Annotated in this window: 13 protein-coding genes and 1 riboswitch; of the genes, 6 read left to right on the forward strand and 7 right to left on the reverse strand. The window is 48.0% G+C overall.

The genetic code is table 11. From position 1 onward, the window contains the following. Positions 1–2: 2 nt before the first annotated feature. From N7386_RS07440 to N7386_RS07450, 3 genes are all read right to left on the reverse strand, one after another. A complete protein-coding gene (locus tag N7386_RS07440) occupies positions 3–1292 on the reverse strand; it encodes an amidohydrolase family protein (protein WP_011716470.1) in 1290 nt (429 codons plus the stop codon). Continuing rightward, positions 1292–4366 carry an amidohydrolase family protein gene (locus N7386_RS07445; protein WP_279767783.1) on the reverse strand — a complete coding sequence of 1025 codons (3075 nt, stop codon included), beginning with the start codon at positions 4364–4366 and terminating at the stop codon, positions 1292–1294. Before N7386_RS07445 ends, N7386_RS07440 begins: the two co-directional genes overlap by 1 nt. Positions 4367–4565: 199 nt before the next feature. Then, positions 4566–4958, reverse strand: a complete 393-nt coding sequence (locus N7386_RS07450; RefSeq protein WP_011716472.1) for an H-NS family nucleoid-associated regulatory protein — start codon at positions 4956–4958, stop codon at positions 4566–4568. A gap of 310 nt (positions 4959–5268) precedes the next feature. Between N7386_RS07450 and N7386_RS07455 the strand changes: the two genes are divergently transcribed. From N7386_RS07455 to N7386_RS07470, 4 genes are all read left to right on the forward strand, one after another. After that, positions 5269–6018 (forward strand): electron transfer flavoprotein subunit beta/FixA family protein, encoded by a 750-nt coding sequence (locus N7386_RS07455; protein ID WP_011716473.1) that lies wholly within the window; start codon positions 5269–5271, stop codon positions 6016–6018. Continuing rightward, entirely contained in the window at positions 6019–6945 is a 927-nt protein-coding gene (locus N7386_RS07460; RefSeq protein WP_011716474.1) for an FAD-binding protein, read from the forward strand. A gap of 95 nt (positions 6946–7040) precedes the next feature. After that, positions 7041–7237: riboswitch (Lysine riboswitch) on the forward strand. A gap of 79 nt (positions 7238–7316) precedes the next feature. Further along, entirely contained in the window at positions 7317–8885 is a 1569-nt protein-coding gene (locus tag N7386_RS07465; protein WP_086904462.1) for a Na+/H+ antiporter NhaC family protein, read from the forward strand. Between the two features lie 195 nt (positions 8886–9080). After that, entirely contained in the window at positions 9081–9971 is an 891-nt protein-coding gene (locus tag N7386_RS07470) for an IS982 family transposase (RefSeq protein WP_176370363.1), read from the forward strand. 29 nt (positions 9972–10000) lie between these two features. On the opposite strand, the gene N7386_RS07475 is transcribed toward N7386_RS07470, so the two are convergent. Both N7386_RS07475 and N7386_RS07480 read right to left on the reverse strand, forming a co-directional pair. Further along, complete coding sequence (locus N7386_RS07475) at positions 10001–12151, reverse strand: M3 family metallopeptidase (protein ID WP_088213103.1); 2151 nt, start codon at positions 12149–12151, stop codon at positions 10001–10003. A gap of 171 nt (positions 12152–12322) precedes the next feature. Beyond that, a complete protein-coding gene (locus N7386_RS07480; RefSeq protein ID WP_011716477.1) occupies positions 12323–14413 on the reverse strand; it encodes a cytochrome c3 family protein in 2091 nt (696 codons plus the stop codon). Positions 14414–14952: 539 nt separating this feature from the next. Between N7386_RS07480 and N7386_RS07485 the strand changes: the two genes are divergently transcribed. Further along, positions 14953–15531 (forward strand): thymidine kinase, encoded by a 579-nt coding sequence (locus tag N7386_RS07485; RefSeq protein WP_011716478.1) that lies wholly within the window; start codon positions 14953–14955, stop codon positions 15529–15531. A gap of 287 nt (positions 15532–15818) precedes the next feature. Next, on the forward strand, positions 15819–18890 hold the full coding sequence (locus tag N7386_RS07490) for a transglycosylase domain-containing protein (RefSeq protein ID WP_011716479.1): 3072 nt from the start codon (positions 15819–15821) through the stop codon (positions 18888–18890). Between the two features lie 125 nt (positions 18891–19015). Here the strand turns inward: N7386_RS07490 and N7386_RS07495 are convergent, their stop codons facing one another. Both N7386_RS07495 and N7386_RS07500 read right to left on the reverse strand, forming a co-directional pair. Further along, positions 19016–20395, reverse strand: coding sequence for a sigma-54 dependent transcriptional regulator (locus N7386_RS07495; protein ID WP_011716480.1), 1380 nt, complete (start codon positions 20393–20395; stop codon positions 19016–19018). Beyond that, on the reverse strand, positions 20392–22203 hold the full coding sequence (locus N7386_RS07500) for an ATP-binding protein (protein WP_011716481.1): 1812 nt from the start codon (positions 22201–22203) through the stop codon (positions 20392–20394). Before N7386_RS07500 ends, N7386_RS07495 begins: the two co-directional genes overlap by 4 nt. Positions 22204–22291 lie beyond the last annotated feature (88 nt).

Here is a 22291-nt window from a genome sequence, read left to right on the forward strand (position 1 = left end):
TTCTAGCGCTTAAGATACTTTTGATAAAGCTGCTGGTGGCGATTATTCAGATCTATTTGCCGTCCTTCAATCCAGATCGCATTAATTTTGTTGCTTATAGGGTCGAGGATATCCCCGTCACTCAGCACAACACTGCCCTGATAACCGATGGCTATGGCGCCTAAATCGGTGATCCCCAGCAGTTTTGCTGCATCTAAGGTCACCGATTTTAATGCTTGCTCGGGCGTGACGCCGTAAGCGGCACTGTAGCCCGCGGCATAGGGAAGGTTACGACTGTTCCAATCCGATGAAAATCCAAGGGCATAGGGAATGCCTGCACTTGCCAGTAACGAAGGGATTTTAAAGGGTAAATCCACAGGTTCATCTTTTCGTTTGGGCAGACTCAGGGTGTGCGGGTAAATCACACTGGCGTTAACTTCCCTCAAGCTTGAAGCTAATCGCCACGCATCATAGCCTCCGACAATCACCAATTTAAATTGATATTTTTTAGTCAGGGCAATGACTTGCTCAATTTGGCTGACGCTGTCCGCATGGGCAAATAGCGTGGCCTTGCCTTGGTATAGGGGCAACATGGCCTGCCAACGTAAATTGGTTGTCTTGGCCGAATCCTTTGCTTTATGACTTAAAAAGTAGCGATAGCCATCCTCAAAGGCTGTGGTCAGTTTATCTATGGCCTGCTGATTTTTCTCTATGGCCTTGGCTTTTTCCTTTTCATCTTCAGGCATGCGCTTGATTTGTGGCCAGTAAACATGGAATTGGCCTTCGCTTGGTTGCAGGGCGTCCTCAATCGTCCAAGCATCGAGGTCGACGATCACAGATTGGCCGGCTAATCCATCCCCACTGGGGACGATTTGGGCGTGGGTGATGCCATTGTAACGAATGGTCGGCAATAACTCTGAATCTGGGTTGTAAGCCGTCGCCGCGCTAATTTGCGGATTAAAATCACCGACTTCTGCATTATCGACGGTTGGGCGCACCATCTCGATTTCGACTAAACCGAGACTGGTATCGAGTGCGATAAGGCCGGGGTATAAGTGTTTACCCGTGGCATCGATGACCTGCGCTTGGCTATCAGCGCCATTGACGCTTAGCTGTGGCCCGATGGCGCTAATTTTACCTTGCTCAATCAACACATCGGTATTGGTTAATGTCCCTTGGCTGACGGTATGCACTGTGGCATTTTTAATCAACACGCTCTGGGTTTGCTTGGCCGCAGGGACGAGATTATGTGCCTGGGCTGACAGCGCGACAGCCAGTGTCGACAGCAGCAAGCTAGTGGGTAAGTGCTTCATTATTTTGCTCCCTGATGATGTTGGCCCCAAGCTTGATAATGGGTATCGCAGTGCCATTGTGGCTCGTTAAGCGGTGTGACTTTCTCACCCGCCTTGGCGTTATCATCACTACTGAGAATTTTTTGGATAAGGGCGGCGCGCTCTGCGACGACCTGCTGCTGGGCAAGTTGGTCTTGGTCGCGATCGAAATAGCGTTTGCCTTCGACCCAAGCCTGCGTCACTTTGGCGTAAATTGACAGCGGCTCGGCGTTCCAAAGCACGATATCGGCCATTTTGCCTGGGGTGAGTGAGCCAACGTACTCATCGACCCTGAGTTGTTTCGCCGGGTTGATGGTCACCATATTCCAGGCATCTTCTTTAGACATATCGCAATACATCATTGACTTCGCCGCTTCTTGGTTGAGTCTGCGCTGCATTTCGTAGTCGTCAGAGTTGATGCTGGTGAGCACGCCCTGTTTCTGCATCAGGCAGGCGTTTTGTGGAATCGCATCATAGACTTCGAACTTATAGGCCCACCAATCGGCAAAGGTCGAGGCGCCTGCGCCATGGGCGGCCAGTTCACTGGCAACCTTGTAACCTTCGAGTACGTGGGTAAAGGTTTGCACCTTAAAGTGATAGGCTTCGGCTAATCGCAAGAACATCAATATTTCTGACTGCACATAGGAGTGGATATGCACATCACGCTGCTGCTTTAACACTTCGGCGACCGCCTGTAGGCGATAGCTTGGACGTGGTGCAATGGTTTTCTTCTTCTCGCTGCTGCGTAAGTCATCATAGTCCTTCAGCCCTTTCTCATAGGCGATTGCGGCATCGAAGGTTTCTTCAAATAAGGCTTTTACGCCCATGCGCGTCTGTGGGAAGCGCTGAACAAACTTTTCACCCCAGTTACTCTGTTTGACGTTTTCGCCAAGGGCGAATTTGATACTGGCAGGGGCGTTAGCAAATTTAAGCTGCTCGGCACTTTCACCCCATTTCATCTTGATTAACTGGGATTGACCACCAATTGGGTTAGCGCTGCCATGGAGTAATTGTGCGCTGGTGACACCGCCCGCGAGTGCGCGATAGATAGAGATATCTTCGGGATTGATCACATCGCCAATCCGCACTTCTGAGGTGACCGCATCTGTACCTTCATTAGTGCCACCATTGATAGCAATATGGGAATGCTCATCTACGATCCCCGCAGTTAAGTGCTTACCCGTTGCATCGAGGACTTGATAACCCGAAGGCGTGCTGAGTTGCTGACCGATTTTTTCAATTCGGCCATTGGCCATTAACAGATCCGCATGTTCTAAAATGCCCTGTTTATCTGAGGTCCACAGGGTGGCATTTTTAATATGGAGTTTCTCGGCTTTTGGCGCTTCGCTCAAACCATAGGCAACGTTAGGGTAGGTGAGTTGACTCACTAAGGTTGGTGCAGCATCGGTTTTAGGCGTGCCTTCTTGTTCCGTCTTTGGACTCGAAGCGATGGCAATACCCGCCACATTAATGCTGCGACTTTGGGCGTCCACCATACGGCCTTGAATGCCATCTTTAGCGAGCCAGAGGGTAAAACGGCTGATGCCATGAATGCCCGCATCGCTTAAATCGGCGTTAAAGCTCACGCGGCCGTCGTCTTCAAGCTGAAGATTGGTGAGTGCAATGCTCTTCTCGCCACTGCTCAACTGACCCTTGAAGGTGGTTTTGCCTGCTTTGCCCGTTTCTTCAAGATTTAGATCTAAGGTGAGATTATTCAGCGTGAGCTGATAGTCACCCAAGAGTTTAGCCTGTGGGAGTGAGCGAATGGACTGCTCTTCGCCCTGCAGCCAGACGCTATAAATCTGGCCATCCTTAAAGATATTGCCCTTAGTAATCACAAAGTCGGCCATATAGCCGGGGGCAAGTTTACCGGCGAAGTCGGCCGTACCCGCCATCTCGGCGGCTTGAGTCGTCAGGGCTGCGAGGGCATTGTCCTCACTTAATCCCTGCGCGATGGCTTGACGTAGGCGAGGCCAAAATGCCTCGGTCTTAATGCCAAATTGAGTAAAGGCAAAGGGGATGCCCGCATTCGCCACTGCCGCGGGGTTTGTGGGCGCGCGTTCCCATTGTCTGAGTTCTGCAAGGGAGACTTCACGGTCAGCATCATCGGTGCCAACATCGGGTGCTTGCGGATAGTTGAGCGGCAGGATCAGGGGATAATGCAGGGCCTTTAATTCATTGATGCGCGCATATTCTTGACCACTTGCGAGTAGGTTGGCGGGTTGCTGGTGTTCTTTGAGCAGGTTCGCAGCGCGCAGTAAATCGTTGAGGTTTTTTGTTTCAAAGACGATTTGTTTCTCGGCTAAGTTATCTAAGCGTTCGAAGGCAATATTAAATTCAATTTGAGCACTTGCTGAATTATTAACCGATTTGTGCTTATTTTGGTTATACCAGTTAGCATCGGCAAAGGTTTGTCGGATAAGTGCAATACTGCCCATCAGAGAATTGGGGTAGTCTTGTTCAGACGTGCCTTTATCGAAGGCCATAAAAGGTTGGCTGCGAGCGCGATAAATCACCTCGTTGGCGGTTTTATCGGCTAATGAAAGGCTCACACCCGTACCGCGGAAAATACCGTCGAGTTTACTGCTTTGTACGCTGGTAAAGCCGTTATTGATCCAATCTCTTGCGCGTTCTTTATTTGGGTAAACGTAATTAAACCATTCTTTTTCAGCGTGAATTGCGCCATTTTCTGCATTACCGCCGATACGCTTAATATCATATACCGGACGAGTCAGCCCCAATTTGGGATATTCAAACTCGATACCATAATCGGTAAAGGGATCGATAAAACCGGGATAGATAGTATAACCACTGAGATCAACTTTTAATGCCGCTGCTGGGATATCCCCTTTTTCAATAATGGCTTTGATCCGATTGTTTTCAACTAATAATGTGGCATTTGTGAGTCGCTTCCCTGGCGCCATGATTAATTCAGCATTGGTGAAGGCCGTTAACTTATTGACGGGGGCGATGGGATTGGCCTCGGCAAAAATGTTGTGGGATACAAAACTACTTATAATGCCGCAGCTTATTATTATCTTATTGTTTATCTGCATTTTTTATTCACTTAGACGGAGGGGGAATAAAGAGTAACCTAAAGCAGATGTAAATACTAAAGCTGAATTGTAACGCAATTTAAGCATTTGCTTGAATGCAATGGTGGTGGCATTCAGGCATAAAAAAGCTCGCAGGGCGCGAGCTTTTTTATGTTACTCAGTGGTAATAGCAAACGGCTATTACCAGCACGGTATTGGATTAGATTAAGAAATCATCCATAGAACGGCCTTTATTGACTTCGTTCTTAAATACCGTTGGCATACGACCTTGACCAGTCCACTGGATCACTTCGCCGTTTACTTCGATTTGGTATTTTGCTGGACGTGGAGCGCGTTTTTTACCTGCAGCTTTAACTGCAACGCCACCTAAGTCGTCGATTGATAAACCAACTGCTTCCATTTGTTGGCGGATTTCTTCGATTTTAGCATTACGTGCAGCAATAGCTTGCTGCTCTTCTGCTGCCATTGACTCACGCTCAACTAAAATTTTATCTAGCTTAGCCGCTAAATCTCGCAGTTCTTCAATGCTGAGATCTTTTACTGCAGCTTTAAAACGACGACCGTGAGTTAATATCTCTAAAAATTCGCTCATATCTATTTTCGTCCCACTCTATTTTTATTACAGGATAATGGTGAACAACAGCTAAATGATAGAAAGTAATATAGCTCGAATCAAATAAAATTATGCAATAAACAGAAATTAAATATTATTTAATTTTTGAACTTTTTAAATATGGCAGATAAGTGTTCAAAAATGTGGCCAATACCACAGTCTTAAAAAATGCAAACAGGCGTTTGAGTTTGGTTGACGTTAACGTTAACAGGACGTAAAGTGGCTCTATCCTGCATTGGTGATGACCAATGTTTTGTCCATGTACATGAAATTGTAGGAAGGAAACCCTATGAAAGTATTGGTGCCTGTTAAGCGCGTAGTTGATGCCAATGTGAAGGTCAGGGTAAAAGCTGACAACACCAGCGTTGATACCGCAAACCTCAAAATGGCGTTGAACCCTTTTTGTGAAATTGCAGTAGAAGAAGCGGTTCGTTTAAAAGAAGCGGGCAGTGCTACTGAAGTAGTGGTCGTCAGTATCGGCAATAAAGCCGTTCAAGAACAATTGCGTACCGCGTTAGCACTAGGTGCTGACCGTGCGATTCACATTGATACTGAAGAAGAGTTAACCCCAGTATCGATTGCCAAATTACTCAAAGCCGTACAAGAAAAAGAACAAGCGCAATTAGTGCTGTTTGGTAAGCAATCTATCGATGGCGATAATAACCAAACTGGCCAAATGTTTGCGGCATTAACGGATATGCCACAAGCCACTTTTGCTTCTGAAATCAAAGTCGAAGGTCATTCAGTGCAAGTGGCTCGCGAGATAGATGGCGGGATGCAAACCTTAAGTCTGCCGCTGCCAGCTGTGGTGACTGCCGATTTACGTTTGAACGAACCTCGTTACGCTTCATTGCCTAACATCATGAAAGCTAAACGTAAGCCATTAGATGTGCTCACTGTTGCGGATTTAGGTGTGACGCTAAAAGCCCATCAAACTGTGGTGAAGGTGACGCCACCTGCCGAACGTAAGGCGGGCATCATGGTTGCGTCGGTAGCTGAGCTGGTTGAAAAGTTAAAGAATGAAGCGAAGGTGATCTAAATGGCCATTTTAGTATTAGCAGAACACGATAATGCGGCACTGAAACTGGATACCGCAAAGGTTGTCACCGCTGCGTGTGCCATTGGTGATGATGTGCATGTATTGGTGGTAGGTCACCAATGTGGCGCCGTGGCACAAGCCGCGCAAGCCTTACAAGGTGTCGCTCAAGTATTAGTCGCCGATAACAGTGCCTATGAAGCGCATTTAGCCGAAAACGTAGCTAAATTGTTGGTGGACTTAGCACCAAACTACAGCCATATCTTGGCTGCAGCATCGAGCGCTGGCAAAGATACGCTACCACGTGTGGCGGCCTTGTTAGACGTTGCGCAAATTTCTGAAGTGATTGGCGTGGTGAGCAGTGATACTTTTGTTCGCCCGATTTACGCGGGTAACGCTTTAGCGACAGTACAAAGCCATGACGCGATTAAAGTGATGACAGTCCGTGCCAGTGCCTTCGATGCAGCGGCGCAGGGCAACAGTGCCGCCGTGACCACCTTAGATAAAGTATTTGAAGCCAAAACCCAGTTTGTATCTCAATCATTGACCGTTTCAGCACGTCCAGAGTTAGGTAATGCGGGCATTATTGTTTCTGGTGGCCGTGGTATGGGCAGCGGTGAAAACTTCGGTATGTTAGAGCAATTGGCGGACAAACTCGGTGCCGCGGTTGGGGCTTCTCGCGCCGCGGTTGACGCAGGTTTTGTGCCTAACGATCTGCAAGTGGGTCAAACCGGTAAGATTGTGGCGCCAAATCTCTACATCGCCGTGGGGATTTCGGGTGCGATTCAGCATTTAGCAGGGATGAAAGACGCTAAGGTGATTGTGGCAATCAACAAAGATCCTGAAGCGCCAATCTTCCAAGTGGCCGATTATGGTCTCGAAGCCGACCTGTTCGACGCCGTTCCAGAGTTGATTTCAACTCTAGGTTGATTTTATCCGTGATCTAAGTCAAAGTAAGCGGCTTTGCGGTGGCAACTGCTTAGCCGCTTATGTTTTTATGTGCCTCACGCCCGTGCATGGGCGTTCTTAGAAGTAGAGGCGCACCAAATATCAGTAGTGATCAGTAGGGTGATTCCGTTGATCGTTCACGAAAGGATTTGGTGCCGAAGTGGTTTGATTTATCAAGATCAACTGCTGGGGTTGTGCCGAATAGGTACAGCACTGCCATAGTATTTTCTGATACGGATATTAGGAATAGTTACTATGGAGCGCTACTGATAGGACAGGTGATCTTGGGTATCTATTGCCTTTTCCCACCAGTTCAGTCGCCCTCCATTCGTATTTTGACGAAGAAATAATCAATGACTGTAGTAAGTTACGCCGATTCGGCACTTTCTCTGCTGCCGCCTGTGGTCGCAATTGTGTTGGCGATTTTCACTCGCCGTGTTCTCCTTTCCCTCGGTTTAGGTATTGTGATTGGGGTGTTATTACTCAATCAATTTTCACCTGTGGCCAGCGGTGAGTTTTTATTAAACAGTGTAAAAGGACTTTTTTGGTCAGAAGATGGCGTAAATTCTTGGAATTTATACATTCTCGGCTTTTTAATTGTATTAGGGATGATCACGGCATTAATTACCGTCAGTGGTAGTGCTAGGGCATTTGCCGATTGGGCGCGCCTGCATATTCGCAATAAACGCGATGCCAAATTGCTGACCATGTTTTTAGGCTGTGTTGTCTTTATTGACGATTATTTCAATAGCTTAGTCGTGGGTTCTGTCGCAAGGCCCGTCACTGACCGTTATTATATTTCCCGCGCTAAGTTAGCCTATTTATTAGATTCAACGGCGGCACCGGTTTGTGTTATTTCGCCGGTATCTAGTTGGGGTGCTTATATTATTGCGCTGATCGGCGGCATATTAACCGCTCACGGTTTTGCCGACTCTGGTCATTTGAGTGTGTTTATTCAAATGATCCCTATGAATTTCTACGCTATTTTCTCTTTATTATTATTACTTTGCGTTGCATTTATGGGCTTAGATATTGGCCCTATGCGTGAGCATGAATTAAATGCACAGCGCGGTAATTTATATGATGAGAATAAAGGATTACCGCCCGGAGCGAATGCCGATTTACCCGAAGCCGAAACGGGTAAGATCCTTGGTTTATTCTTACCTATTACCGTGCTGGTATTTGCGACCCTGTATTTTATGATCGACAGTGGTGCCCAGGTATTAGCGAAAGAAGGTATTGAATTTAATATTATTTCAGCTTTTGAAAAAACCGATGTTAGCTCGTCACTGTTCTTTGGTGCCCTGATTGGTTTAGCGGTTGCGCTGGTGCTTAACCTAGTGCAAGGCGTTGAAAAGTCGATGGTCGTCAAAGGCGTAGTGCAGGGCGCTCGCTCTATGCTGCCTGCGATTTACATCCTGTTATTTGCTTGGACCATTGCCGGCGTGATTGGCCAGCTTGAAACCGGTAAGTTTATGGCAAGCCTCGCCACAGGCAACATTCCCTTTGCCTTCTTACCTGCGTTGATGTTTGTGTTAGCGGGTCTAACGGCGTTTTCTACCGGCACCAGTTGGGGCACGTTCGGTATTATGCTACCGATTGCCGCCGATATGGCGATGGGCAGCCATACAGCCATGATGTTACCTATGCTGGCATCGGTTTTGGCGGGCGCGGTATTTGGTGATCACTGCTCACCGATTTCAGATACCACGATTTTGTCGTCAACTGGCGCGAGCTGTCACCATATCGACCACGTTGTGACTCAGTTGCCTTACGCTGTGATTGTGGCGCTGATCAGCATGGTAGGTTATGTGGTGCTTGGTTTTACAGAATCTGTGAATGCGGGACTGCTGACCTGTGGCGTGCTGTTTGTCTTAAGCATTGTGTGGTTACGACTCAAATCCCAAAGCAACGCGAAATAAGCTTGACGTAAGCGAGCGCTTTTTTCGCGAGTCTTCATTGTTAATTTCCCAAGCTCTCAAAACAAATCAGCCAGCATTATGCTGGCTGATTTTTTATCTATCACACCTGAACTCGGGATAAAAAAATTTGAACTAATAGCCCTCCAAGTGATCGGATCTTTCGACCAAGAGAAACCTCATCACACCGGAGGGCCTATGCATAAATTAGTGGAAGTGTTTTGTGATGTCGATGATTTTTGCGCTGTTTTCATTCCTGAATGGGAAAAAACGCTGTTAACCGATGGCACACGCAAGCGTCAACGCGCTGGCCGTATGACGATGAGCGAAGTGATGACCATCATCATACTTTTTCAGATGTCCCACCACCGTGATTTCAAGAACTTCTACATCGGCTATCTGGCTCATTTCTACAAATCTGCTTTTCCTAATTTACTCAGCTATACCCGCTTTCTTGAGGTGATGCCCACGGCTTTAGTGCCGCTTTGCAGCTACTTTGCCAGCCTCAAGAGTGCTCCCACTGGCATTGAATTTGTTGATTCAACCAGCATCAAAGTGTGTCATAACCTACGTATTCATCGCCATAAAACCTTAGCGGGACTGGCGTGCAGAGGAAAAGGCACCATGGGGTGGTTCTATGGCTTTAAGCTGCATTTGATTGTGAATCATCAAGGTGGAATCGTGGCGGCCAAAGTGACACCAGCGAATGAACATGACACAAAACCGGTGAAAGAGATGGTGCACAGTGATATGAATAAACTCTATGCAGATAAAGGGTATATCAGTAAAGCGCTATCGAGTGAATTACTGGAAAAAGGCGTCACACTGGTGACAAACGTGCGTAAAAATATGAAAGCGAAGGCAATGTCGTTGTGGGATAGAGCGATGCTGTCGAGACGTTTCATCATAGAAACCATCAACGACCAGTTAAAAAATATCTCTCAAATAGAGCACTCTAGACACCGCAGCGTGCATGGTTTTATGCTCAATATGATTGCGGGACTTATCGCCTATCAATTGAAAGACAATAAGCCACAACTGAACATCACTCACGCAGAGTTTAATGCTATTGCAGTTATGGCTTGTTAAACCGATATCAGGTTATCACACATCCCAAATTACAGGGCGGTGTTGAGTCCACGGCGGTTCAATAACCCTTCGGTGGTAGGCTCTTGACCACGGAAGTTTTTGTAAGCTTCCATTGGTGCAATGCTGTTGCCCACTTCGCGAATGGTCTTGCGGTATTTCATGCCGATTTCACGGTTTAAGCCACCTTGAGTTTGCACGTAAGCGTAGGCATCTGCCGCTAAAATCTCACTCCACATGTAAGCGTAGTAACTTGCTGAGTAACCACCTGGGAAGGCGTGGGCAAAGTAAGTTGACTTATAACGTGGTGGCACGGCGGTGATATTTAAGCCGTGTTTTTTCAGCGCATTGGCTTCAAATGTCGCCACATCTTGCAGTGGGGCATCTGGGCTTAATGAGTGCCATTCCATGTCGACGAGCGCCGCAGCCATATACTCTAAGGTATCGAAGCCTTGGTTAAAGCTGCCGGATTTGAGCAGTTTTTGCAGCAAATCATCGGGAATTGGCTTACCTGTTTCGTAGTGTTTGGCGTAGTTGGCTAACACTTTAGGGTGGGCTGCCCAGTCTTCTTCGAAGGTTGATGGGAATTCCACAAAGTCACGGGAGACAGAAGTACCCGCCAAGCTTGGGTAAGTCACCTTAGAGAACATACCGTGGGTACCATGGCCCATTTCGTGGAACATAGTGGTCACTTCGTTGTAGCTGACGAAGGTCGGTTGTCCCTCTGGCGCCTTTTTAATGTTCATCACGTTGACCACGACAGGCTTAGTGCCTTCGAGGAAGGATTGACCCGCGAACGAGCTCATCCATGCGCCGCCGCGTTTGCCTTCACGGGCAAAGTAGTCGGCGTAGAAAATCGCCATGCTTGAACCATCGGCATCAAACATTTCGTAGGCTTTCACATCCGGGTGGTACACGGGTAAATCTGGGCGCGGCTTTAAGGTGACGCCATAGAGTTCTTTGAGGGTGTAGAACACACCGTCTTCGAGTACGCGGTTAAATTCGAAATAAGGGCGAATGCTATTGGCATCGAGGGCGTATTTCTCTTGGCGAACCTTCTCAGCGTAGAATTCCCAGTCCCATGGCGCGAGTTCAAACTTGCCGCCAGTCTTGTCGATCATCGCTTGGATATCGGCAGCTTCTTTTTCGGTATTAGCGACGACGGCAGGCACCATTGAACCAAACATGCTGTATACCGCTTCAGGCGTTTTTGCCATTTGTGGCGCGAGGCGGTAGCTGGCCCAGTTTTCATAACCTAATAGAGCGGCACGCTCGGCACGTAATTGCGCAAGGCGAGACACTAAAGATGCGGTTTCGTTTTCACCCGTTAAGCCACGGTTTGCCGAGGCTTCCCAAATGCGTTGGCGCAGTTCACGGTTCTCTAAAGAGGCGAGAACAGGCTGGCGAGTGGTGTTGGTGATGTTGATTAAGTACTTACCTTCGTGGCCTGCGGCCTTGGCATCGTTTGCTGCCGAGGTGATTTCGCTGTCAGTCAGGCCCGCCAGTTGCTCTTTGTTATCGACAACGATGGCGATTTCTTTGGTTAAGCGCAGTAAACGTTGTGAGAACTCGTTGGTCAGCGTCGATTGTTCTTCGTTCAGGGCACGGATCTTCACTTTCTGCTCATCGGTCAGTTTAGCACCGGCCATGATAAAGCGTTGGTGATACACCTCAACCAAACGTACCGCTTCAGACGTTAAGCCTAAGTTATTGCGGTCGTTATAAATAGTTTCAATACGGGCGAATAGTGCTGGATTGAGGTTGATGTTATCTGAGTGCGCTGCCATTTTCGGGGCCATCTCACCTTGGATTTTACGCAGGGCAGGATTGCTGTTTGAACCCGCGAGGTTGTAAAACACGCTCGATGCACGGGTCAGCAGGGCACCGCTTTTTTCCATGGCGACAATCGTGTTGTCGAAGGTTGGGGCGGCAGGATTGTTGGCAATGGCCAAAATCTCTTGATAATGCTCTTTAATGCCTTGCTCTAATGCGGGCTGAAAATGCTCGTCTTTAATGACACTAAAATCAGGCGCTTGGTATTGCAGCGTGCTGGCTTGGAACAGAGGATTTTGGGTTTGAACTGCGGTCACATTCGTCGCTTTAGTATCTTGAGTGCTGCAGCCTGCGAGTGCGCCTGTCATCAAAGTGGCGCCAATGGCGATGGCAATAAAACTTTTACGCATAGTTGAGTGATTTCCTTAGAATTGTAGTTTTTTGTGACTCTAGCGTTACTAACTTAAATAGGACTGAAAACCTATGGGGTGAAGTTGTAAGTAAAAGTAAACAAAAAAAGCGCCCTACAACCGTAGGGCGCTTGAACTATTTTCTTGCAGGGAAAATAGCGGGACGACTAGTTATTTACGGGTAAAGTTATGGTACTTGTCGATACCAGAGCTGCTACCTGTGTTGTGGCACACGGCACAAGATTCACCCGTAGGTTGCTTGAACCAATCGCCAGTGGCTGGCACGCTGATCTCGCCACCGTTGCTCACCATGTGGGCTTTAACTGCATCGCCAGTATGGCAGGCATAACAGTTAGCGGTAACAGGGCTGGTCATCTTGCTGCCGGGTTCAAGAATGTATTGATTTGGCACTTTGTTTAAATCAATAGCGGTTTCGTGACAGGCAACACAGCTAGTGACTGGGTTGATAGCGCCTGCGCCGTTCGCTGTCTTGGCTTGGGTGCCGTCGGCCTTCATCTCACCAACATTTGCACCATTACCCCAGTGCCAGCTGTGGATCATAGGACCAAAACCTGCACCCAGTGTGGCCGAAGTCCGAGCCATGCCGTTATCGTGGCAGGCAATACAGCCGTTACCGCCTTGGTCGAATGCACCGTTTTTGTGGAAAGCGGTGGCATCGTTGTGGCAAGTCGTACAGCTGTTATCGCTGATCACAGTGCGACGTTCAAAACCAGATACTTTCTCAGCACTTACTGGATTAACTACATCTGAGTAGGCGGTGAAAGAAACACCCATTGAACCGTCATAGCCCTTGGCTCTGAGGTTACCATTGCTTTGATAGCGTTGATTACCGTCGTATTCCATCCAGCCTGCGGTGCTGAAGGTGACCCGTGCAGAGTAAGCATAGTTAGCATTCACTGCGCTGATATCCGTCAGTAGGTGACAGATATTCTTAGTACCATCGGTGTTGTAACCATAGTAATAGTTTGTACGGTTACCTGGGCGGCCTACTAAGGTGTTGTTGTCATAAGCATGCAGATAGGCACCAGCGTAGACAATCGGCTTCTTGGCATCAAATACCAGAGGATCTGAGTAGTTGAAGTTATCTTTAATGCTAAAGATGTTGCCGTCAGTGTCTTTCACTGTGATGGTGGTACACCAACCGGGTTCCGCTTTCGCTACGCTTGAGCCATCGGGCGCATAGTGGTCGGTTAAGGTGGAAATATCATCTACTTTAACGGGGGTTGAGAGTGTTACTTGGTACTTAGCACGGATAGCTTGACGCTCGGTAATGCCTTCTTTGCCTTCATGCATTGGGCGCACATCGGCACCGTTACTTGGCACAATCGCACCTGGTACGCCGCCAGTGTTGTGGCAGTCGATACAACCAGGGCCTGAAACGCTGATATTGGTTGGCGCTTCAACGTGGCAAGAAGTACAGTTCATCACGCTGAAATCTTTAGTGAATTTCTGGTGATTAATGTGGCCAATTTTAGACAGTGTATTGGTGGCGTAACCGCCGATAGAGAAGCCTTCGGCATTTTTCGCGCCGCGGCTCACCGAGCCGTGACAGACCAAACAGCCTTCAACGAAAGTGACTTCGCTGTCCATACCTGTAGCGACATAGCTAGCATGGCGACGTGGGCTAGTGGCGTAATCGACGTGACAAGCATAGCAACTGTCGGTGGTGGTTGAATGCGTGCCTTCAGGCTTATTCACAACCATTGGCGCAGAGCGCGCAATACCGCTTTCGCTGTTACCGCCGACTCTGAGCCAGACGATGCCTTCAGTACTGGCGTTGACACCTTTCATTGGAGCTTTAAAGCTGTAATGACCATCGCCTAGCGACTTGATTTCAGCGCCTTCAGTGGCTTGAGTTGCAGCGCCGCCGATATGCACGTTGTCGGTGACATTGTTAATGTCGGCTTCGTCGCGGTTATTGATAAAGCCTTTGTCGGTTAAGGCGGCGACTTTAGCTTCTGCATTTAACAGGCCATTGACTAAGTTGCCGTTTTCGTCGGTGACTTCAAATTCATAGGTGATACTGCCTTCGCCAAAGCTGTAGCCCAGTACTTTAACATTGGTCACCGCTGAACTTGTAACTGGTGGTGGCGTCCATGGGTCTCCAGGCTTACCGGGTTGACCTGGATCGCCGGGTTGGCCTGGTGCGCCGTCTTTACCATCACTGCCACAGCCTGCTAGAGCGCCAGTTAGGGCGATTGCGACTAGGTATGCCAGTTTTTTAGATGTGAATATTCTCATCATAATCTCCATTTAATCCAATACGCATTTAAAGGCACGGATTGCAGCACTAAAGTTTGCAGGGGAGATTAGTGCTTTGAGCCGCTGATTTAATTTGCAAGCGTTCGAATAACTTTTTTTGTTTTTGTGAGTACATTTGTCTCGAGCAAATATTACGGATAATGGAATGTTTGTTTTTTGAACCAAACCGCATTTTAGCCTATATCTTTGGAGGTAGATCTCAATTTTAAATATTTGTTAATGTGTCATTTCTTATATAAAACAATATTTAAGGTTAAATTAAGCTTATTGTAACAATTGGGCTGTGACAGGGTTTGTCTGATGACTATTTTCTGGTTTGGACGGAAATACGAACAATCATGTTAAGCCGAGGTAGAAGAGGTCGTTGGTTTAATATCCGTTCGAAGCCACAAGATTGGGATTTCAGTAGAAAAGCTGAGATTGGCCTAGTGTGTTAGGGCACGGCGCAATGGTAAACTAGGCGCCATAAGCTCTGGCAACAGAGAAACAATAAATTTAAGTTAAAAAAGGGATTCGTTTTGGCGCAATTGTATTTTTACTATTCAGCAATGAATGCGGGTAAATCCACCTCTCTATTACAATCTTCCTATAACTACCGCGAGCGCGGCATGAATACCCTAGTGATGACGGCCTCTATCGACGACAGATACGGTAAAGGTAAGGTGGCATCACGTATTGGTATTGAAACCGATGCCCAGGTATTTAGCAGCCACGACAATCTGATAGACATGATCACCACGGCGCACCAACAGAATCATTTGAGCTGTGTGCTGGTGGACGAGTGCCAATTCTTAAGCAAAGAGCAAGTTAAACAACTTACTTATGTTGTTGATAAAATTGATATCCCAGTTTTGTGCTATGGTTTACGTACCGACTTCCAAGGTGAACTCTTCACTGGCAGTCATTATTTGTTGGCATGGGCCGATAAGTTAGTCGAGCTGAAAACCATTTGTCACTGTGGACGCAAAGCCAATATGGTGGTGCGTCTTGATGGTGAAGGTAAAGTGATGCGCGAAGGTGAGCAGGTGGCAATCGGCGGTAATGAAAGTTACGAATCGGTTTGCCGTAAGCATTTTCGTGAGTTTATTTGGGATTGATTGAAGCCTCAAGCGCGGTTAGCACTTGCGATAAGTTGCTAAGTATTTTTGCGCTAACCACTTTGAGGCGCGCTGCCAACTCATTAAAATACGGTGAGATCTAACAAGAGACGCAATGATCCTGTGTTGTTAGGTCTTGCTCAATGAAGGCAAAGGAATGTATTTGCAGACTCATGCACAGTGGACGAACTTAAGTGTGAGTTTTGCCCTGATACTGGATGTGTTGAGCATAGGTTGGGAACTTTCCCACGTAGAAAGGATTTGTTAAGTGATTTTTGGGAGCCGTTTTGCCTAATTCTACGCAAGAAATGCAATTCGAAAATTATCGTCCTCGTCCGCCACAACCCGAACCTAAGGCTAAGCGTCAGCGCAAGCCGAGATCTAAGGGGCGTGTCTGGTTCCTGTTTTTTATTCTGATTATCTGTGTGGCGATTTTAATTGGCCAAGAGGTTAAAACCTCTTATTTCCAGTCTAAGTATGTTCATCAATATGCGCAGACCTTGACCTATGAGCTGAAAAATCAGCCCACTCAGTCAATTATCTATCCAAGTTACGGACCCTTCGATGAACGTCACGGCTACAGTAAGTTGCCCCAGTACATCGATAGATTGCTTCAGCGTAATTTCCAAGTGACGCAGCAAGTGGAGTTTTCCCCTGCGCTACAGGAATACGCCCAAATGGGCTTTTTCCCGCCTTACCATGAGAAGGCGCAATCGGGGTTAGCGCTGCTGGATTGTCGCAATACCGATCTCTATGAGTTTGCTTATCCTAAACGTGTGTACCAAGATGACGATAAAATCCCCAATGAAATCGTCAATACCTTGTTATTTATTGAAAACCGCGAGCTGTGGACGACTGAGCCTAAACTTAATCCGGTGATCGACTGGCCACGCTTTATTGTGGCGGGGATGAGTCAAATCGCTGAAATGGTGGGGATGAATGTTTCTACCGCCGGTGGCAGTACACTGGCGACGCAAATTGAGAAGTTTCGCCATTCCTCCCAAGGGTTAACCTTAAGCATTAAGGATAAGCTGCTGCAAATTGGCTCGGCCACAGTGCGGGTTTATCAGCAGGGGGAAATTACTGAGCCTGCCCGTAAGCGGATTATTCAAGATTATTTAAATACTGTGCCTTTATCCTCAGCGCCTAACCACGGTGAAGTACATGGCATAGGCGATGGCCTGTGGGCGTGGTTTGGTACCGATTTCGATACCGCCAATAAACTGCTTGCTTCGCCGCAAATCAAAGCCAATGCCGCTAAGCGTGGCCAAGTGTTCCGTCAAGTGGTGGCCTTGATGATTGCCCAGCGCCGTCCTTCCTATTATTTGTTACAGGGACATGAGGATTTAGAAAATCTGGTCGACAGCCATATTCGTTTACTCGGCCAATACTATTTGATTGACCGCCAACTTAGAGACGCAGCGCTTGCTCAAAAACTGCAGTTTAAGGTGGCTAAAGCCCAACGTAATACCCAGTCGGGAGCGGATAAGGGCGTTAATACGATACGCATTCGTACTGCGGGCATGTTAAATGTCGGCCTGTATGATTTGGACCGCCTCGATTTGACCGTCAACAGCAGCTTGCACAGCGACTTACAACAACAGGTGAGTCATTACTTACGCAGTCTTGGGCAGGCCGCTACGGCCGAGAAGGTAGGCCTCTTAGGTGAGCGATTACTCGAACCCAGCCAACTGCAAAACGTGCTCTACAGTTTTACCCTCTATGAAAAAACCGAGACGGCGAACCGTGTGCGGGTGCAAACCGACAGTACTGACCAACCCTTCGATATTAACGAGGGCAGTAAGTTAGAGCTGGGCTCGACGGCCAAACTCAGGGTGCTCGCAACTTACCTTGAGATCATTGCCGAGATCCACGACAAATACTCGAAGAAACACGGCATTGAGTTGGAGTCGATTGAGATTGAACCCCGCGACCATCTCACGCGCTGGGCGATTGATTACTTGATTGTGAATCCGGATAGACGCCTCGACCGCATGCTGGATGCGGCGTTGCAACGGGAATACTCAGCCTCACCGAATGAGCAATTCTTCACGGGTGGCGGTTTACATGTGTTTAATAACTTTAAAAAATCAGAAGATTTTAAAGTGCCGACCATGTACGAGGCGTTGCAAAACTCCATCAACTTACCCTTCGTTCGTTTGATGCGTGACATAGTCAACTACAGCAGTAGTATGCAAAACGAAGGCAATATGGCGCGTCTGCTGCGCAACGATAAGGATCCACGCCGTGAGGAGTATTTGCGGGTGTTTGCGGACCGCGAAGGCAATACCTTCGTCAATAAGTTCTACCGTAAATATAAGAAAGTGGCGCCCAATGAGCGTTTAGAGCTGTTCTTCGATGGCCAAACCCAAGCGGAGCAGCAGCTCACTGCGGCTTACCGTTATTTGCAGCCTAATGAGTCTGTGGCCTCGTTTAAGGCCTTCTTGCAGCAGCGTTTGCCGCAAAACAATTACACAGATAAGCGCATCAAAGAGCTGTATAACAAGTACGGCCCTGAAAAATATAATCTGCCTGACCAAGGTTATATTGCGCGGGTGCATCCACTCGAGCTATGGGTGCTCGATTACTTGAATCAACACCCTGAGGCTAATCTCAACGATGTGAAGGAGGCCAGTAAATATGAGCGCCAAGAGGTTTATCGTTGGTTGTTCAGAACGCGCCATAAAAACGCGCGGGATGTGCGGGTACAGGTAATGCTGGAGGTGGAAGCCTTCCTCGACATTCATCAACGTTGGGCGCGTTTAGGCTATCCATTTGAATCTATGGTGCCTTCTTTAGGCTCGGCACTTGGCAGTTCGGGTGACAGACCCGCGGCGCTGGCGGAATTGATGGGGATTATTCAAAACGATGGTTATCGTTTACCGACGGTGCGGATTAATCAACTGCACTTTGCCGAGGAAACCCCCTATGAAGTTCGGCTCGAAAACCAAAATACTCAAGGTGAACGAGTGATGCGCCATGAAGTCGCCCAAGCCTTAAAGGCGGCGCTGGCAAACGTCGTTCAAAACGGTACTGCACGACGTCTTAAGGGCATCTTTACCGACGACAACGGTGAGATGCTGGCAATTGGTGGTAAAACGGGGACGGGTGATAACCGTATCGTGACTCAGATGCAGCAGGGCCGCAAAGTGGCTACCACTGCGATGAACCGTACCGCGACTTTTGTGTTCTACTTAGGCGATAACTACTTCGGCACCTTAACAGCGTTTGTGCCGGGCAGTAAGTCGGACGATTTTAGTTTTACTTCGGCTCTGCCATTACAAGTGATGAAAGGCATGATGCCAATTCTCGCGCCTTATGTGAAATCTTCGAAGGGCATGTGTGTGCGGGATGAGTAATGACTCACTTTTGCGATATGCGTTTTTGATACATCAGCATTGAAATGCTAGCTTGAGGTTCCTTAGATAAAGCAAACCCCGCAGCCGTGAATCGGTTTGCGGGGTTTTTATTGGCACCGACAGTATTACTCGTCAGCGTTGATATATTGTTTGCGGTCTAAATCGTACTTACGCATCTTGTCGTATAAGGTTTTACGCGGCAGTTCGAGTTGTTCCATGGTCTGCTTAATGCTGCCCTTGTTATGGCTTAAGGCCTCTTCTATCAATACCCGCTCAAAAAACTCGACCCGTTGCAGCAGCGACATACTGGTATGCAGGCTCGGTGCATTACCTAAGCTGCCGGCGAAGGCCGCTTCACCACCGAGTAATACATAACGTTCGGCCAGATTTCGCAGCTCACGCACATTACCCGGCCAGTCGTGGGAGGTGAGGATAGCATTCTGCTCGGCATTGAGGGCAATCAGCGCCTTGTGGTAACGTGCAGAAGCCATACGGGCAAAATGTAAGAATAATAAGGGAATATCTTCGCGGCGATCCCTGAGTGGTGGAATCGGCACTGTCACCAGATTTAAGCGATAGAGCAAGTCTTGGCGAAACTCTCCGGTGTCGCACAGGGACTTTAAATCCACCTTAGTGGCGGCAATCACTCGAATATCCAAATGAATGCTCTTATTGGAGCCTAAGCGCTCGACCTTGCGATCTTCGAGCACCCGCAGCAGTTTGACCTGTAACGACAGTGGCGTGCTTTCGATTTCATCTAAAAAGAGTGTGCCGCCGTTGGCATACTCAAACTTACCGATACGCAGTTTATCGACACCGGTAAAGGCTCCGGCTTCGGCGCCAAAGAGTTCGCTCTCAATCAAGTTTTCGGGAATCGCGCCGCAGTTAATGGCGACAAAGTTGGCCTGATTGCGACTGCTGTGGTCGTGTAGATAGCGGGCGACCAATTCCTTACCCGTACCCGTTTCACCTTCGATAAGCACATCGGCGGGGGTATCGATTACTTGGTCTATGATATGACGCATGCGCAAAATGCCGACACTGTGGCCTAATATTCTTGGCCCGGGCACGTTATGGCTTTCTAACTCTTTCTTTAATTTACGGTTCTCTAGGGTGAGACTGCGTTTATCTAAGGCGCGTTTCACCACATCTAACATGTGTTCGTTGTTAAAGGGTTTTTCGAGAAAATCGTAGGCACCTTGTTTTAAGGCATTGACGGCCATGGCGATATCGCCAAAGCCTGTGAGCAGCACCACGGGTAAATCGGGGTCCTGTTGACGAATTTGTTGCATCAGGCTGATGCCATCGAGTTGCGGCATATTCACATCGGAAATCACCACGCCCGCCCAGTCCCTGTCGAGTAATTTGGCAATCCCTTTGGGATCGGTAGTGGCGAAGGCTTTAATGCCTTCAAGCTCAAAAAGCTGTACGAGCACTGTGCCAATATGGGGCTCATCGTCGATGATCAGTACGCTATAGTCTTGAATTGAATTGGGCAGACTCATGATGACTGACGTTCCTCGGCTAAATAAATCGGTAAAATAATATGGAAAATGGCGCCGCCGTCCTCGGCATTGGCAACATTAATTTGCCCCTGCATAGACTCGATAATGCGCTGGGAAATGGATAAACCCAGACCAAGCCCTGTACGCTCGCTGGTGGTGAAATAGGGCTCGAAAATCTTCTCCATCTGGCTCTCGCGCACCCCGGGGCCTGAGTCCTGAATACTGATACAGAACTTGTCCGCACAGTTTACCCTAATACTCAGTGTCCGTTTTGAAGATTGCTGCATGGCGACAATCGCGTTGCTCATAATATTCACAAACACTTGCTGCAATCGCACTTTATCACCCCAAACCTGATATTGGCCTTCTGGCAACAGCACATCGAGCTCAACCCCTTGCTTGTCGATTTCGGGCTGGACTATGGTCAGGGCTTGCTTGATACAGCCCTTGAGATCGGTCGCGCTATCCGTGCCTTGGCTCTTACGGGTAAAACTCTTAAATTGGCCGACAATATCGGCTAACCGGTCGGTCAGTTCGATGATAATTTTAAGGTTATCAGAGGCTTTATCCGGCATATTGCGGGCGAGGAAGGTCTGGGTATTTTGCGCATAGCTGCGAAGGGCGGCTAAGGGTTGATTCAGTTCATGGTTGATACTGGCGGATAGGCTACCTATCACGGTCAACTTAGCCGCTTGAATGAGTTCATCCTGAGTATCTTTGAGGCGATCATTGGCCTGTTGCAGATCTTGGGTGCGCTCTTCCACTCTTTGCTCCAGTAAACTCTGGGCGAGTTGCATACGTTGCAAGTTGCGGCGCCGCTCGCTACTAAAGAGTAAGCCTAAGGCGAGCAGTAAGTAGATAGAGGCCGATAACAGCATAAGTGCGGGCATGGATTCGAGCAGGGGTTTCATCGGCGCCAGAATATGCACCCGCCAACCCGCCTTGGTCATCAAATGATGGGTGTCCATATATTGCGCCTGACTGTTGCCGGAGCGAATTTGATAGATATGGCCATTACTCAGACTATCTTCTTGATATTGTGGCTTTATCAGTAATTCGCCAATCGGCCGCTCCGCGTAACGTTTTGAGGCATTTAAGGCATATTGTTTGGCCTGAGTTAGCGGCGTGAGTGAGGCTAAGCGCCATTCATCGACACTGGAGATAAATACGATATCGTCGGGGTCGCTGATGAGGAATTGATATTGCCCCGCCATCGCAATGCTGGTGCTTTGCTGCTCGATATCGGCGATATCCACTTTTACAATAATGGCGCCCAGAATGCCTTTGGCGCCTTGCTGATAAATAGGGTAAGAGAAGTAAAAACCACGTTTATCCGAACTGGTGCCCACCGCATAGTAGCGGCCTAAATTGCCCGAAATCGCGTCGGTGTAATAGGGTCTGAAGGAGTAGTCTTTGCCGATAAACGAAAAACTCTGCTGCCAGTTGCTGGCGGCAATCGCAATGCCTAGGGCGTCGATAAGATAGATATCGGATGCCTCAGTGACATGCTGAATTTCTTCCAAGTACAGGTTGAGCTCTTGCACCTTCTTGGGGTTTTGTTGATCGTTGAGCACATTAGCGAGCATAGGGTTAGTTGAAAGTACGTGGGGGATACTCTCGTAACGCGACAGGGCGCCATCTAAGAAGCTAACCAGCTCTTTGAGTTGTCGCTCGGATTGTTGTTGTATTTCAATTTTGCCCTGATGAAAGTGCACCCAGTAGGTCAATTTTAAGATGGCAAATAAGCCCGCAAGTAGCACTATGGTCATTAAAAGACGTTGTTTGGCCTTGGGCGTCATGGGCAACATAGCAGGTAATCCTGTCCACACTGAATAAAACAAAGCGAGCCTGAGTAGGCTCGCTTAAAAACTATCTAGAATCAAGGAATAATCCTTA

The sequence above is a fragment of the Shewanella sp. GD04112 genome, assembly GCF_029835735.1.
Taxonomy (GTDB): Bacteria; Pseudomonadota; Gammaproteobacteria; order Enterobacterales; family Shewanellaceae; genus Shewanella.

Coding starts and splice junctions, on each gene's coding strand:
- N7386_RS07495 (WP_011716480.1), bottom strand. CDS start 20,395: ATGAGTCTGCCCAATTCAATTCAAGACTATAGCGTACTGATCATCGAC.
- N7386_RS07455 (WP_011716473.1), top strand. CDS start 5,269: ATGAAAGTATTGGTGCCTGTTAAGCGCGTAGTTGATGCCAATGTGAAG.
- N7386_RS07440 (WP_011716470.1), bottom strand. CDS start 1,292: ATGAAGCACTTACCCACTAGCTTGCTGCTGTCGACACTGGCTGTCGCG.
- N7386_RS07480 (WP_011716477.1), bottom strand. CDS start 14,413: ATGAGAATATTCACATCTAAAAAACTGGCATACCTAGTCGCAATCGCC.
- N7386_RS07500 (WP_011716481.1), bottom strand. CDS start 22,203: ATGTTGCCCATGACGCCCAAGGCCAAACAACGTCTTTTAATGACCATA.
- N7386_RS07445 (WP_279767783.1), bottom strand. CDS start 4,366: ATGCAGATAAACAATAAGATAATAATAAGCTGCGGCATTATAAGTAGT.
- N7386_RS07450 (WP_011716472.1), bottom strand. CDS start 4,958: ATGAGCGAATTTTTAGAGATATTAACTCACGGTCGTCGTTTTAAAGCT.
- N7386_RS07465 (WP_086904462.1), top strand. CDS start 7,317: ATGACTGTAGTAAGTTACGCCGATTCGGCACTTTCTCTGCTGCCGCCT.
- N7386_RS07475 (WP_088213103.1), bottom strand. CDS start 12,151: ATGCGTAAAAGTTTTATTGCCATCGCCATTGGCGCCACTTTGATGACA.
- N7386_RS07470 (WP_176370363.1), top strand. CDS start 9,081: ATGCATAAATTAGTGGAAGTGTTTTGTGATGTCGATGATTTTTGCGCT.
- N7386_RS07460 (WP_011716474.1), top strand. CDS start 6,019: ATGGCCATTTTAGTATTAGCAGAACACGATAATGCGGCACTGAAACTG.